Origin of the sequence: Winogradskyella sp. MIT101101 (assembly GCF_047126865.1) — a bacterium.
Classification (GTDB): Bacteria; Bacteroidota; Bacteroidia; order Flavobacteriales; family Flavobacteriaceae; genus Winogradskyella; species Winogradskyella ouciana.
The window spans coordinates 962,061-976,327 of the sequence record NZ_CP138982.1; the positions used below are offsets into that span (position 1 = coordinate 962,061).

Annotated in this window: 15 protein-coding genes; 12 read left to right on the top strand and 3 right to left on the bottom strand. The window is 34.6% G+C overall.

From position 1 onward, the window contains the following. Window positions 1-123: 123 nt before the first annotated feature. Both SIB89_RS04530 and SIB89_RS04535 read left to right on the top strand, forming a co-directional pair. Window positions 124-939 carry a 2,3,4,5-tetrahydropyridine-2,6-dicarboxylate N-succinyltransferase gene (locus SIB89_RS04530; protein ID WP_412561333.1) on the top strand — a complete coding sequence of 272 codons (816 nt, stop codon included), beginning with the start codon at window positions 124-126 and terminating at the stop codon, window positions 937-939. Between the two features lie 95 nt (window positions 940-1,034). Next, window positions 1,035-2,102 carry a glycosyltransferase family 9 protein gene (locus tag SIB89_RS04535; protein WP_412561334.1) on the top strand — a complete coding sequence of 356 codons (1,068 nt, stop codon included), beginning with the start codon at window positions 1,035-1,037 and terminating at the stop codon, window positions 2,100-2,102. Here the strand turns inward: SIB89_RS04535 and SIB89_RS04540 are convergent. Then, entirely contained in the window at window positions 2,099-2,920 is an 822-nt protein-coding gene (locus tag SIB89_RS04540) for a glycosyltransferase family 2 protein (protein WP_412561335.1), read from the bottom strand. The genes SIB89_RS04535 and SIB89_RS04540 overlap by 4 nt on opposite strands. 6 nt (window positions 2,921-2,926) lie before the next feature. Next, complete coding sequence (locus SIB89_RS04545; RefSeq protein ID WP_412561336.1) at window positions 2,927-3,748, bottom strand: glycosyltransferase family 2 protein; 822 nt, start codon at window positions 3,746-3,748, stop codon at window positions 2,927-2,929. 41 nt (window positions 3,749-3,789) lie between these two features. On the opposite strand from SIB89_RS04545, the gene SIB89_RS04550 reads away from it, so the two are divergent. Beyond that, a complete protein-coding gene (locus SIB89_RS04550; protein WP_412561337.1) occupies window positions 3,790-4,551 on the top strand; it encodes a glycosyltransferase family 2 protein in 762 nt (253 codons plus the stop codon). On the opposite strand, the gene SIB89_RS04555 is transcribed toward SIB89_RS04550, so the two are convergent. After that, window positions 4,548-5,321 (bottom strand): Kdo domain containing protein, encoded by a 774-nt coding sequence (locus SIB89_RS04555; RefSeq protein ID WP_412561338.1) that lies wholly within the window; start codon window positions 5,319-5,321, stop codon window positions 4,548-4,550. The two genes, SIB89_RS04550 and SIB89_RS04555, sit on opposite strands and share 4 nt — an antisense overlap. 70 nt (window positions 5,322-5,391) lie before the next feature. Between SIB89_RS04555 and SIB89_RS04560 the strand changes: the two genes are divergently transcribed. From SIB89_RS04560 to SIB89_RS04600, 9 genes are all read left to right on the top strand, one after another. Beyond that, a complete protein-coding gene (locus tag SIB89_RS04560) occupies window positions 5,392-6,243 on the top strand; it encodes a glycosyltransferase (RefSeq protein ID WP_412561339.1) in 852 nt (283 codons plus the stop codon). 39 nt (window positions 6,244-6,282) lie between these two features. Further along, complete coding sequence (locus tag SIB89_RS04565; RefSeq protein WP_412561340.1) at window positions 6,283-7,392, top strand: glycosyltransferase family 4 protein; 1,110 nt, start codon at window positions 6,283-6,285, stop codon at window positions 7,390-7,392. Next, complete coding sequence (locus tag SIB89_RS04570; protein WP_412561341.1) at window positions 7,392-8,582, top strand: glycosyltransferase family 4 protein; 1,191 nt, start codon at window positions 7,392-7,394, stop codon at window positions 8,580-8,582. The genes SIB89_RS04565 and SIB89_RS04570 overlap by 1 nt, the downstream gene beginning before the upstream one ends. 60 nt (window positions 8,583-8,642) lie before the next feature. Further along, a complete protein-coding gene (locus SIB89_RS04575; protein ID WP_412561342.1) occupies window positions 8,643-10,055 on the top strand; it encodes a CCA tRNA nucleotidyltransferase in 1,413 nt (470 codons plus the stop codon). Between the two features lie 2 nt (window positions 10,056-10,057). Then, the gene (locus SIB89_RS04580) at window positions 10,058-10,522 is read left to right on the top strand and encodes a GNAT family N-acetyltransferase (RefSeq protein ID WP_412561343.1); all 465 of its coding nucleotides are present in this window, start codon (window positions 10,058-10,060) and stop codon (window positions 10,520-10,522) included. Continuing rightward, window positions 10,509-11,525: a COX15/CtaA family protein gene (locus SIB89_RS04585; RefSeq protein WP_412561344.1), complete on the top strand. Its 1,017-nt coding sequence runs from the start codon at window positions 10,509-10,511 to the stop codon at window positions 11,523-11,525. The genes SIB89_RS04580 and SIB89_RS04585 overlap by 14 nt, the downstream gene beginning before the upstream one ends. Before the next feature lie 96 nt (window positions 11,526-11,621). Then, complete coding sequence (locus tag SIB89_RS04590) at window positions 11,622-12,140, top strand: IS1096 element passenger TnpR family protein (protein ID WP_412561345.1); 519 nt, start codon at window positions 11,622-11,624, stop codon at window positions 12,138-12,140. Between the two features lie 241 nt (window positions 12,141-12,381). After that, window positions 12,382-13,281 (top strand): ABC transporter ATP-binding protein, encoded by a 900-nt coding sequence (locus tag SIB89_RS04595; protein ID WP_412561883.1) that lies wholly within the window; start codon window positions 12,382-12,384, stop codon window positions 13,279-13,281. An 84-nt stretch (window positions 13,282-13,365) separates the two neighbouring features. Continuing rightward, window positions 13,366-14,193: an ABC transporter permease gene (locus SIB89_RS04600; protein ID WP_412561346.1), complete on the top strand. Its 828-nt coding sequence runs from the start codon at window positions 13,366-13,368 to the stop codon at window positions 14,191-14,193. Window positions 14,194-14,267 lie beyond the last annotated feature (74 nt).

Here is a 14,267-nt window from a genome sequence, read left to right on the forward strand (position 1 = left end):
ATAAAATAAATTATCATCGCATTTAACAGTAATAAGACACTCGTTCTTTGAGTGGGTCACAATTTATTAAAAATATTTTCTGAAGCCTTAATATCGAGTTATCTTTGATAAAATTTTTATCGCATGAAACAACTACAATCCGTTATAGAAAACGCTTGGGAAGACCGTTCCCTATTAACCAATCGCGTTACAATCGATGCCATTAGAAGTGTTGTTAATCTTATTGACGAAGGCACACTTAGAGTTGCTGAACCCACAAAAGATGGATGGCAAGTCAACGAATGGGTAAAAAAAGCCGTAGTGCTTTATTTCCCGATTCAAAAAATGGAAACCCATGAAGTCGGTATTTTTGAATACCATGACAAGATTCCTTTAAAAAGGGATTATATGGAAAAAGGTATAAGGGTTGTTCCTCATGCTGTAGCAAGGCACGGAGCTTACATTTCCAGTGGTGTTATTTTGATGCCAAGCTATGTTAATATAGGTGCTTATGTTGATGAAGGTACTATGGTAGATACTTGGGCAACCGTTGGTAGTTGTGCGCAAATTGGTAAGAACGTTCATCTGTCTGGTGGTGTTGGTATTGGAGGGGTTCTCGAACCATTACAAGCTGCTCCAGTAATTATTGAAGACGGAGCTTTTATTGGTAGCCGTTGTATTGTTGTTGAAGGTGTGCATGTTGAAAAAGAGGCCGTACTCGGTGCGAATGTGGTACTAACCATGAGTACAAAAATAATCGATGTCACTGGTGACGAACCGGTTGAAATGAAAGGTAGAGTACCTGCGCGTTCTGTTGTTATTCCTGGGAGTTATACTAAGAAATTCAAAGCTGGTGAATTTCAAGTGCCTTGCGCTTTAATCATTGGTAAACGTAAAGAAAGTACAGACAAGAAAACATCTTTGAATGATGCGTTACGAGAGTATGATGTTGCGGTTTAGTTCGCGCTGCTCAAAATTTCAATAACTAAATATCAAATTCCAAAATAAAATTAATTGGAATTTAATGTTTGATAAATTGACTATTAATTTTCAGCATGAAAATTCTAATTATACAACAGAAAATGATAGGTGATGTTTTAGCCACAAGCATTTTGTTTGAGGCTATAAAACACAAATATCCTGATGCTGAATTACATTACGTCATCAATTCACATACATATCCTGTTGTAGCCGAAAATCCGTTTATAGACCAGTTTCAATTTTTCACTCCTGAGCACGAAAAAAGCAAACGTAAACTCTGGCAATTTGCTAATCAATTACGGAAAGAAAACTTTGATGTTGTTATTGATATTTACTCCCAAATTTCTAGCAACATCATTGCTTTACGCTCTAAGGCAAAAACTAAAATATCACTAGACAAAGGTCATAACGCTTTAATCTACAACCATAGGTTTAAAAATAAATCAAAGACTAATACCAATGCTGGCCTAGCTATTGAAAACAGGTTGCAATTACTAGAGCCTCTAGAAATTGACACGACTACAATTGTTAGGCCAAAAATCTACCTAACAGATTCTGAAAAAAACAATGCGAAGCAATTTTTGGAATCAAACGGAATTGATTTAGAAAAACCGCTTTTTATGATTGGTGTTTTGGGTAGCGGAAAAGATAAAACCTATCCGTTTGCCTATATGGCTAAAGTGATTAACAACATTGTAGCTGAACAACCTGATAGTCAGATTTTATTCAATTACATCCCGAAACAAGAAGCAGATGCTAAGGCTATTTTAGAATTATGTTCTGCCGAAACTCAAGAGCAGATTCATTTTGAGGTCTTTGGAAAAAGTTTACGAGATTTTCTTGCCATCACATCACACTGCGAGGCATTAATTGGAAACGAAGGAGGCGCTATAAATATGGCAAAAGCATTATATATTCCTACATTTACCATCTTTTCCCCATGGATAAAAAAAGAGGCTTGGAATATGTTTGATGATGGTAAAAAACATGTTTCTGTTCACCTCAAAGATTATGACGAACAAAACTATAAAGGCATTTCTCATCCAAAGGAATTGAAATCAAAAACATTTGAGTTGTATGAGGATTTTAAACCTTCTTATTTTGAGGAAGAATTGAAAGAATTTTTAAAGCGACTAGACTAATTTTTTTTAATGCCGAAGTCAGTCCACTTTTTATTCTCTTTTTTAGTCGTTGCTCTGATGGCTAAATTTTTATCAATCGAATCTTGGGTTTTATAGCCTCTAGGATGATCTAAATGCAAACAAACCGCACTGTATCTAATCTGTTTAGACTTTAAACCATAGTTAAACAGGCGCTCACCTAACTCTCTGTCTTGGCCTCCATATTGCATGCGTTCATCAAAACCATTGATTGCCACTATATCTTTTTTCCAGCCAGAAGCATTATGGCCGTTCCAACTTGCGTTGGTTGGAGTCACCGTATTTAAAAATTGACTAGTAACACCCTTCGCAGTAAGTTTATTGTTTTTAAATGATGATTTTAAACCATGGGATTTCAACCATTTTACATTAAAACAACGTTGGCTAAGAATATCCTCTTTGGTTATAAGTTTGGAGATGGACATAGGCAACATAAAATATCCACCTGACAAAAAATACCCTCCTTCACGCTCATTAATATGAACTTCCACATAATCCTCTCTTGCCATGCAATCTCCGTCGCTCATTAAAATATAATCTGCATTACAGGCCACTATGGCTTTATTCAAAATTTGGGATTTCTGAAATCCATTATCCTCATGCCAGACATGTACAATGGGATAACTTACTTCGGACTTCATTCTTTCAATAAGATCAAATGTGGGTTGTTTAGAGCCATCGTCTGCAATAACCATTTCAAAATCCTTGTAGGTCTGTGCCTCATAACTCCACATGACTTTTTCTAGCCATTCTTCAGAATTATAGGTGCTTATTATAACAGAGATTTCTGGTTGTTGCATGGTTAATTATGTCTTTATACCAAATACTGTCCATTTGGCCTTTTCTCGTTTTGTAGTAGCTCTTATTTGCTGATTTAAAACCTCAGCTTCAGTATTTTTATAAGGTCTATCGTGATGCAAATGTACACAAATAGCACTATATCTAACTTGTAAAAATTTGATGCCATTATTCATCATTCGCTCGCCCACTTCTCTATCCTCACCTCCGTACTGCATACGTTCATCAAAACCATTCACAGCTAAAATATCTGATTTATAGCAAGACACATTCATACCATCAAACGTAGCCTTGGTAGGTGTAATGGCATTTAGGAATCTAGACTTAAAATCTGATGTAGTGAGCTTGTTGAGTTTAAATGTTTTGGGTTGTCCTTTTGCTAAAAGCCAATCTCTATCAAAACATTTTTGCTCACTTATAATATCCTTCGTGGTACTATTGGAAATCTTTTCAGTCAATTTAAAATAGCCGCCAGACAAGGCGTAATTTTCTCGTTTCAAACTTAAATGCGTTTCCACAAAATCTTCTCTGGCAATACAATCTCCATCCGTAAAAATCAAGTAGTCAGCGTTTGAAGCTAAAATCGCTTTATTGAGAATTTTGGTTTTTTGAAAGCCTTTATCCTCCTGCCAAACATGAGTTACATTGAGCTTGCTTTCCGCAGAAAATTTGTCAATAACTCGTTTTGTTCGTTCATCAGAACCATCATCTGCAATGATAATCTCAAAGTCCATTTCAGTTTGAATACCATAACTATGCAATACCAACTCTAACCATTCTGGTTGATTGTAGGTGCTGATAATCACAGATGCTTTTAAGTCTGATTGCATAACCACAAAAATACTATTTTTACACCAGCGAAAATGCAACTATGCTAAAACTATCTGGTGTTATAATAACGTTTAATGAAGAGCGGAATATTGAGAGATGTTTACAATCTCTAGTAAATGTTGTTGATGAAATTGTGGTTGTAGATTCGTACTCTACAGATAACACTAAAGCGATTTGTGAGCGATTCAATGTAAAATTTATTGAGCAAGAATTCTTAGGTTATATTGAACAAAAAAACTTTACCTTAACACAAGCCAGTTACAATCATGTGGTGTCTCTTGATGGTGATGAGGCGTTGTCTGAAACACTTCAAAAATCTATTATTGATTTAAAATCCAACTGGAAATTCGATGGGTATTATGCCAATCGCTTTAACAACTTTTGCGGACAATGGATAAAATATTCCGATTGGTATCCTAATAAAAAATTAAGGGTTTTCGATAAAACCAAAGCAGAATGGAAAGGCATTAATCCTCATGACAATGTTCAATTACATGATGAAAACGCTAAAACCGGACATTTAAAAGGTGACATCTTACATTGGACGTATCAGACCTATGAGGAAATGGACAAAAAAACGGATTACTTTTCAACTATTGCAGCTAAAGCCTACTATGATAAAGGTAAAACGGCTCCATTTTGGAAATTGATCTGGAATCCATCCTGGGCATTTTTTAAAGCCTTTGTTTTACGGCTAGGGTTTTTAGATGGTCTAAACGGTTTTAGAATCTGCTACCAAACTTGGAAAATCACCTATTTTAAATATTCTAAACTCCGAGAACTGTATAGAACTAAGGCTTAGTTCTTTTTCTTTCTCCAGAAATAATATTTCTTTTTAAAGGCTTCTTTCTTTTTGAAACTTGAAGAGAATTTTTGCGAGAAATAATACATGCGCTCTCGCACCTCTGCATGAGGTTTGTTAATCAAATTAGCATATTCATCACTGATAATATCCAGCATATAATCTTTTGGAGATAAACGTGCAAAATTGGCAAGTCGCTCATCATAGCTTAGCGTTTTAAATTCCATACGGTTTAAATCTACCAAATAGAATTTATAGTCGTTACCATCTTTCTTTATCAGCGTATTTCCTGGTGAATGATCTAAAAAATGAATCCCTTTTTCATGCAGCCGAAACGTGAACTGTGTAAACTGCCTTAAGATGTTCTCATAATCCTCGCATTGTGGCTCATCAATAAGTTTACGGATTGTAAAATCGTAATTAAGTTGCTTACTGATGTAGTAGCTTTTTCCAAAAACGAAAAGTGAGGTATATTCGATATAGGCTTCTGGACTCGGAGTTAAAATACCTGAATCCAACAATCGTTCTGCATATAAAAACGAACGTTCTGCCTTACTCTTTCTAAAAAAACGATAGACAATTTTGTTAACTACATTAGGGACTTTAAAACCCTTAATATTGTAGCGTTCGCCTTCAATGTCTAAAATTTTAATCACATTTCTATAGCCTGTACCAATCAACTCACCTTCGTGGTTAAATTTTTCTAGCGTCCTTTCAATAGATGCTTTGGTTAAGGCTGAGTTTTTGTGGATTTTAATCTTTACAGACATTATAGTTATGACTTTGCATGCAAAAGTAGCTATTTAATTCTTTAAATTTACCGACTATTAATTGGCATGTATGTTTAAACATTATCTCATTACGCGTTTTAATCTCAGAAATAAAAACTGGGACGTCACCAAGAACAATGAAACCTTGTTAACGCGCGAATGGATGACGCACCGCATTGGTTTATTCAGCAACTTTTGTTTGCCTTCAGTTGCTAATCAAACGAATACCGACTTTCAGTGGCTATTGTTTTTTGACCAAACTACCGGTGATGATTTTAAACAAGAACTTGAAACCCTTTTAAAACCCTATCCACATTTTAAATCATTCTATGTGGATGGTATGGATGCCTTTCATCCATCCATAAAAGCGTATGTTTCAGAAGATAGTAAAGAGAGTTCTTATATCATCACGTCTCGAATAGATAATGACGATTGCATTCATAAAGAGTATATAGATACCATTCAGCAACAATTTACATCACAAGACTTTATGGCTATTGACGTTTTAAAAGGCTATTCGCTTCAAATTTCGCCTGAGATTATGTTGGGTAAAAAAGAGCATATTTTTAATCCATTTATCAGTTTGATTGAAAAAAATGTCGAACCCAAAACCGTTTGGTTTAGTGACCACAATATGTGGAAAAAAGAGTCTAGACGTATCGAAATAGCCAACAAACGCTTGTGGATGTCCATTATCCATGAGAAAAATAAAGTCAATGAATTTGATGGTTATGATAATGTGAATTGGAATAGCATAAAATCAGATTTTATAGTATCTGAAAGTGTCGATAAAAAAGTCACCTCAGAAATAATTCCACACAGCCAATGGCGCTATTTAAGTTTTAAGAACAAACTCTACGTCAATTATGTGCTGGCGAGCAAGAAGTTTAAAAAAGCACTTGGTCTATATAAAATTAAGTAATATTGAAATCCCTACTTTTGTGGCTCTAAAACTCAATACATGCGATTAATACAGTTTACGGCATCCAATGGTTGGCGTGGCCACGAGCAGAAAATCATTTATTTATACGAAGCTTTTAAAGCCGAAGGCCATGTAGAGGATCAATGGATTGTTTGTCCAATAGATTCTGAAATCTATCGCATTGCAACCGATAAAGGTATGCAGGTTATTCCTTTTGAATTTAAATCAGAATACAGCTTATCATATGCCAAAACATTTAAAAAATTAGCGAAAGAGAAGAATGCTTCAGTTGTTTTTATACATAGCAGTAAAGCGCATACTCTTGCCGTTTTATCGCATTTTATTTATGGTATGAAAGTGCCTTTGGTATTATGCAGAACATTGATAAAGCGTGTAGACACCAACTTTTTTAGAAAGTGGAAATACAATTACAAAGGCATTAAAAAAATCATCTGTGTATCGCAGCCTGTTGTTGAATCTTTAAAATTTGCAGTAAACGATCATAGCAGATTTACTGTGATTGGTAGTGTAACCGATGTCAATAAATTTAAAAAACAAGAAGCAACTGGTGTTTTACATGAAGAATTCAACATACCGAAGGACTATAAACTAATTGGAAATATTGCCGAGTTCACAGGGTTTAAGGATCATTACACCTGGGTGGATACTGTTGAAATTCTCGTAAAGGAGAACAAAATAAAAGCGAAGTACATTCTTGTTGGCAAAGGAAGTATGGAACAAGACATTAGAAATTATGTCGAAGAAAAAGGCTTAAACGAACATATCATTTTTACAGGGTTTAGGCGTGATGTGCCTGAAATATTACCCGAGTTTGATTTGTTCCTATTTACATCCAACAACGAACCCACAGGTGGAGTACTTTTAGAAGCTTATGCGTGCAAAGTACCTATTGTAGCTGCAGATGCTGGAGGGATTTCTGAAGTTATTGTTGATGGCGAAACAGGTATATTAGCTGAAGTTGGCAATGCAAAGGATTTTGCTAAAAAAGTGACGTTATTAATTAATGACCAAAAGCTTCAAAAGACATTTACCGAAAATGGTTATCAATATCTTTTAGATAATTTTACAAAAACAGTGATTGCACAGAAAATGCATGATGAGCTTAAAAAACATCAGTTACAAGATTAATGCGTATACTCTTCTTTACAAATGAATATTCTCATCCCAGATTACCAAACTCTGGTGGTGTAGGCTCATTTTTAAAAATAATGAGCGAAGCATTAACAGATAAAGGACATGAAGTATTTGTCTATGGATTTTCTAAAAAACCACTGGAATTTTCGGATAATGGAATCCATTTTAAGTTTTTTAAAAAATATTCTAAGCAATTTCGTTTTAAAGAGTTTAAACGATCAATATCTACAAAATTAGGTCTCGGCAAGGCAGATATAAAATTCTTAGAAGGAGAACGAAAGTATTATGCAAAAAAACTTAGGTCTTATTCTCAAAAGCACCAAATAGACATTATAGAGTCCTTTGTATTTAATGGTTTTACGGCACATTTTGATAATTCCACACCTCTTGTACTTAGGTTTCATGGATCGAGAGGGTTTTGGCATCGCTATCTTGATAAAGCACCTGAAAAAGCAAAAATAGAAATTGAAAAAAAAGCGCTCAATGCCACTCCCTTTGTTATAGCCAATTCAAACTTTTCAAAAGATTTTATAGAAGATTATTATAATGTAGATGTAGATACAGTCATCCACAATGGAATAGATACTAAGCTATTTGCGCCTGATAATACAATAAAGGAGTTGCCAAAATCTATATTCTATGTAGGAACCATGTCCGAGGCTAAGGGAGTTAAAGACTTAGCTAACATATTTAACAGTATTATAGAAGCACAACCTGAAGCTAGTTTACACCTCATCGGAAGAGGTGAGAGCTATTGGAATTATATAAATACCGAAGTGCTTTCAGAAAAAGCACAATATAAAACTCAGTATTATAATCACTATCAACTATCGGAGATTCCTAAAAAATTGATGGAAGCATCAATTATTGTAGTACCATCAAAAGGTGAAACTTTTGGATTTACCATAGTAGAAGCTATGGCGCTTGAAAAAGTGACTGTTGTTTCTAATATTCCTGTTGCTAAAGAAATTATATCTGATGGTATTGATGGATTTATAGCTAAAGACAGTGAGGACTTTATAAAAATAATCTTAAAAATATTAGATGACTCTAATGATTATGATGCCCTAAAGAAAAGAGCTCGAGAAAAAGTACTTCACAATTTTACTTTAGAAAAAATGATCACTGACTCCGTAAATTATTATAAGAAAATAATTGAAAACAATTCTCAATCTCTAGATTAATCCTTTGAAAAGAATTGTTCTATACCGTAACTTTGCAAATCCCAAGAATGGGTTGCAGTTATGAACCACAAACAAGCTCTAAAACACAATATTTTTGAAATCATCTCTCAATCTGCTGAAGAATTACAGCTAGACTGTTTCGTCATTGGTGGTTTTGTCAGAGATTATTTTTTAGAACGTGGCAACGCTAAGGATATTGATATTGTTGCCATTGGTAGCGGTATTGAATTGGCACAGCAGGTATCTAAAAATTTACCGCATCAACCAAAAGTCCAGATATTTAAAACTTATGGCACGGCAATGTTGCGTTATGACGACATAGAGATTGAATTTGTAGGTGCGCGCAAGGAAAGTTATACTGAAGATAGTAGAAACCCTGTTGTGGAAGACGGCACTTTAGTAGACGATCAAAACAGGCGTGATTTTACAATTAATGCTTTGGCTTTAAGTCTAAACCAAGACAATTTTGGAGAACTTCTAGACCCTTTTAACGGCATTGAAGATTTAGACAAAGGTATTATCCGCACACCCTTAGACCCAAATATTACTTATAGTGATGACCCTCTGAGGATGATGCGAGCGATACGTTTTGCTACGCAGTTGAATTTTACAATTGAGGAAAAATCACTCAACGCTATTAAGAAAAATAAAGACCGCATAAAAATCATAACTAAAGAGCGTATCGTTGTAGAGTTGAATAAAATTCTTGAAAGCGATACACCTTCCATTGGTTTTATGCTTTTAGAAAAAACAGGTCTTCTAGATTACATTTTACCAGAATTAACAGCCTTAAAGGGTATTGACGAAATTGAAGGTCAACGCCATAAGGACAACTTTTACCACACTTTAGAAGTGGTAGATAATATCGCCAAGACTACCGATAATCTGTGGTTAAGATGGGCTGCTTTATTACACGATATCGGTAAAGCACCAACAAAGAAGTTTCATAAAAAAATCGGATGGACCTTTCATGCGCATGAGTTTGTTGGGGCAAAAATGGTGTACAAACTATTTAAGCGTCTTAAGATGCCATTAAATGATAAAATGAAATTTGTACAAAAGATGGTGTTAATGAGCTCAAGACCAATTGTATTGGCCTCCGAAGTTACGGATTCTGCCGTAAGGCGTTTAATTTTTGATGCTGGTGAACATGTAGATGATTTAATGACACTGTGCGAAGCTGACATTACCACTAAAAACCCTAAAAAGTTTAAGAGGTACCATAACAACTTTAAATTGGTAAGGGATAAAATTGAAGAAGTTGAAGAACGTGACAGAGTTAGAAATTTTCAACCGCCAGTTTCTGGTGAGGAAATTATGAAAGCCTTTAACCTTAAGCCGTCAAAAGAAATAGGAATTATTAAGGAAGCTATAAAAGAAGCGATTTTAGAAGGAGAAATTCCTAATGAACATGAAGCGGCTTTTCAACTCATGATAGAAAAAGGGAAAGAATTAGGCTTAACTACAGCATAGCTATGATAAAGTTGGTTAGAACAGATTCTAGTAACATCGATTTCATTGAATTGGTAAAACAACTCGATGCCTATCTAAAAATCACAGATGGAGATGAGCACGATTTTTACAATCAATTTAATTCCATAGACAGTCTTAAACATGTTATAATAGCCTACGAAAACAACAAACCTATTGGCTGTGGTGCTTTTAAGCCTTTTGGATCTTCTAAGGTGGAAATAAAACGTATGTTCACATTGACAGAAGAAAGGGGAAAAGGTATCGCAACAAAAATTCTGAATGAATTAGAACATTGGGCACTAGAGTTAGGGTATTCTTACACCATTTTAGAAACGGGAATACGGCAAACTGAGGCTGTAGAATTTTACAAAAAGAATAATTACTTAATTATACCCAACTATGGGCAATACATTGGTGTTGAAAATAGTCTTTGCTTTGAAAAATTATTGAGATATGAAAAAGGATAATAAAGCTGTTATTTATTGGCTTCTTATAGGCTGTGCTTTAATTTTTGTAATGGTCATCGTTGGTGGGATCACAAGACTCACACATTCGGGCTTATCAATTTCAAATTACAAACTGATATCGGGTACCATTCCGCCAATGAATGAAGTAGAATGGAATGAAGCCTTCGACCTTTATAAACAATACCCAGAATACCAAAAGTTAAACTACGGTATGTCCTTAGAAGAATTTAAGGATATTTACTTTTGGGAATGGATTCACAGAGTTATTGGGCGCTTTATTGGCTTGGTATTTATTATACCCTTCGTTTATTTCTTAATCAAAAAGCGACTTTCAAAATCAACCATAAAAAAATCCATTATTCTACTCATTATGGGTGGTTTTCAAGGCTTTTTAGGTTGGTATATGGTAAAGAGCGGCTTGGTGGACAGACCCGATGTTAGTCATTACAGATTGGCTGCCCATCTTACAACCGCATTTTTAACGTTTGCCTACACGTTTTGGGTTGCTCTAGATTTAATGTTTCCCAATAAGAAACAGATTGATAAAAAACTGCGAAACCTGATAAGAATTGGACTGATTGTACTCATTATTCAAATTATTTATGGTGCATTTGTGGCAGGATTGGATGCAGGTTGGATTCATAATCATTGGCCTTTTATGAGTGAAGGTAAGTTCATCCACGAAACGGTTTACATTGAGCAAAACCCAACATACCTCAACTTTATTGAGGGTAAAAGCGGTGTGCAATTTGTCCACAGAACATTAGCATACATCGTTGTTATTTTCATTCTCGCTATTTGGTATAAAGCCACACGAAATGAGATAACCCATTGGCAAACAAAAGGAGTGAATAGTCTTTTAATTATGGTTGGTGTACAGTTTTTACTTGGTGTTTTAACATTAATCTACGCTGTACCTGTTTGGTTGGGCGTATTACATCAAGTTGGTGCATTTATCTTATTGAGCTGTATGGTGTTTACGCTTCACCGTTTTAGCAAATAGTGATTAGTGATTAACCATAAACGCTTCAACAAATAAACTGTTAAACATGTTATACATATTAATTAACTTTGAATTCAGAACTATTATCTTTGCATTATGATATACAGATTTAGAGTCATATTAGACAATGATACGGAAGATGATGTTTTTCGGGATTTAGAAATCCGAGAGACGGATACTATGGAAGACCTACATAACATCATTACTCAATCCTTTGGGTTCGATGGTATGGAAATGGCGTCTTTTTACATTAGCGATGATGAGTGGAACCAAGGTGAAGAAATCGCTATGTTCGATATGAGCGAAACTGGTAACGAAGTAAAAATGATGAGCACAACCATCATTAAGGATATAGTGCACGAAGCCTCACCAAAGTTGATTTATGTTTACGATTTCCTCAACATGTGGACATTTTATGTAGAACTTGGGGAAATTGTTGAAGAAGCTCAAGGTACTGACTACCCTAATTTAATGTTTGTGCATGGACAAATACCAGATGAAGCCCCAGAAAAAATATTTGAATCAGAAGAAGACGAGGACGATTATAATGAATTTGAAGATGAAATAGATGTCGATGATTATAGCGATTTAGATTTTGATGAAAATTGGAATTAAATCCAACCCAACTAACAAAAATTAAGCATCTTTACGATGCTTTTTTTATTTTACTGTAACAAATATCGACGAGAATCGTCTTACCTACATAACCAAACAATGTTAATCAAAAAACACTATTAGTCATAGTGTCATATTGAGCGCAGTCGAAATACAAGAAACCGAGAGCATTAAAGTTATCGACTGCGCTCAAACTGACAAGACAGTGTGCTTTTTGAGAAACATAAAAACCAATCATATTTTGGAGCCAATCCTAACAATCAACAATCTCACAAAGAAATTTGGCTATTTAACAGCCGTAAAAGATTTAAGCTTTACCATCAACAAAGGTAATGTCTATGGTATTTTAGGTCCTAACGGAAGTGGTAAATCCACAACATTGGGCATTGTACTTAATGTTGTAAACAAAACCAACGGAGACTTTCATTGGTTTGATGGTAATACCACAACCCACGATGCTTTAAAACAAGTCGGAGCAATTATAGAACGTCCCAACTTTTATCCTTACATGACTGCTGAACAAAATCTAAAATTGGTTTGCAGAATAAAAGGAGTTGACCATAGTAAGATTGCCGAAAAACTGGAAATCGTAGGTTTACTAGATAGAAAAGACCATAAGTTCAGAACCTATTCTTTGGGTATGAAACAACGTTTGGCCATTGCTTCTGCCCTACTCAACGACCCAGAAATCCTAATTTTAGATGAGCCAACCAATGGTCTCGATCCGCAAGGTATTCATCAGATACGTCAGATTATAAAAGACATTGCTGCGGATGGCACGACTATTCTTTTGGCCTCACACCTTTTAGATGAAGTTGAAAAAGTATGTTCTCATGTTGTAGTTTTACGCAAAGGAGAAAAATTATATTCAGGTCGTGTAGATGAAATGATAAGCAGTCATGGCTTTTTTGAGCTAAAAGCTGAAAAGCACAGCGAACTCATCAATATACTTGAAAACAATTCAGATTTTGGCAAATTAAAAGTTGAAGGAGATCTCATAACGGCTTTCTTAAACGAACCTATGTCTGCACCAGATTTTAACAAGCTAATGTTTGAAAAAGGCATATTACTCTCGCATTTAGTAAAACGAAAAGAAAGTCTGGAGGAGCAATTCCTTCAACTTACAGATAAATTAAATTAATAAAAACCAACTTGTCCTGAGCGCAGTCGAAGGGTCAAAAAACAGCATAATCTATTTTTAGAATTAAGCACAACCAATCATTATATGTTACGTCTCATAAAATTAGAATTACAAAAACTTTGGTTAAATAAAACCAGTAGAGTTCTCATATTTATATCTTTTATTTTACCCTTTACAGTACTGGTACTGTCTTCAATAAAAATTAATTTCTTTGGCTTTTTTACGTTAGAACTTGGTGAGCTTGGAATTTTTAATTTTCCTATAATTTGGCATATCACTACGTTCTTTGCTTCCTACTTTAAATTCTTCTTTGCCATTGTGGTGGTAAGTATGATAGGAAACGAATACAGCAACAAAACCTTAAAACAGAACCTTATCGATGGACTCAGTAAAAAGGAATTTATACTTTCTAAATTCTATACCATTGTTTTCTTTTCAATATGTGCTACGGTTTTAATAGGTGTAGCTTCATTTCTAATAGGGCTTTATTATTCTAGCTATACGGAAGCTTCAATTATTTTCAGAGAAGTAGAGTTCTTGCTAGCTTATTTTGTAAAACTTGTAGGGTTCTTCAGTTTATGTTTATTCTTTGGAATGTTATTAAAACGTTCAGCTTTTGCGTTAGGTTTCCTTTTTGTTTTATACATTTTTGAATGGTTAATATTTTGGGGAGCTTATGAAGCTTTTGGTAATGCGGATAGTGCTTTTAAACTCAAAAACTTTTTGCCATTAGAGTCCATGTATAAGCTCATTGACCAGCCTATACAACGAATAGTAATGACCAAATTCCCGGAAAAAACAGATATCGCTTATGACTATGCAGTACATTGGTACGAAATCGCCATAGTTATGGGTTGGTCTGCACTTTTTATCTTTTTGTCTTATCGATTACTGAAAAAGAGAGATTTATAATATATTTGGTAGCAATTGCTATAGATTTTTTAATACTAAAACTAGGAAAACAAGAGTTCTAGTTGTTATATAGT